The organism is Streptomyces sp. cmx-4-9, assembly GCF_046548835.1.
Classification (GTDB): Bacteria; Actinomycetota; Actinomycetes; order Streptomycetales; family Streptomycetaceae; genus Streptomyces.
The window spans coordinates 1-652 of sequence record NZ_JAEBEE010000031.1 but is presented as its reverse complement, the minus strand read 5'-3'; the positions used below and the strand labels follow the sequence as shown (position 1 = coordinate 652).

Sequence of the window (652 nt, the reverse complement as noted above, 5' to 3'; positions counted from 1 at the left end):
CCACACCCGCCACCGGCACCACATACGCCACCAGACGCCGCTCCCCCGGCACGTCCTCCCGCACCACCACCGCCGCATGCCCCACCCCCGCATGCCCCGCCAAAACCGCCTCCACCTCCCCCACCTCAATACGGAAACCACGAATCTTCACCTGCGAATCCGCACGCCCCACAAACTCCAGAACACCCCCACGCGACCACCGCACCACATCACCCGTGCGATACATCCGCCCACCCCCACCACCAAACGGATCCGCCACAAAACGCTCCGACGACAAACCCGGACGCCCCAAATACCCCCGCGCCAAACCCGCCCCCGCCACATACAACTCACCCGCCACACCAGGCGGAACCAACCTCAAACCAGAATCCAGAACATAAACCCGCAGATCATCGATCGCCTCACCGATCACACTCCCCACACCCGGACCCCCACCCGGACCCCCACCACCCGGACCCGCCCCGCCCGGACCCGCCCCACCCGGACCCAACGCCACATAACTCACATGAACCGTCGTCTCCGTGATCCCATACATGTTCACCAGCACCGGCCCCCCGACCCCATGCCGCTCAAACCACTCCCCCAGACGCCACACATCCAACGCCTCACCACCGAACACCACACACCGCAACACCAGACCGGAACCCAACCC

At 66.0% G+C, this 652-nt stretch carries 1 protein-coding gene; it reads right to left on the bottom strand.

What is annotated here, in order from left to right:
• The coding region (locus tag ACLJTM_RS34615) for an AMP-binding protein (RefSeq protein WP_411107798.1) at positions 1–652 on the bottom strand (652 nt) is incomplete at both ends.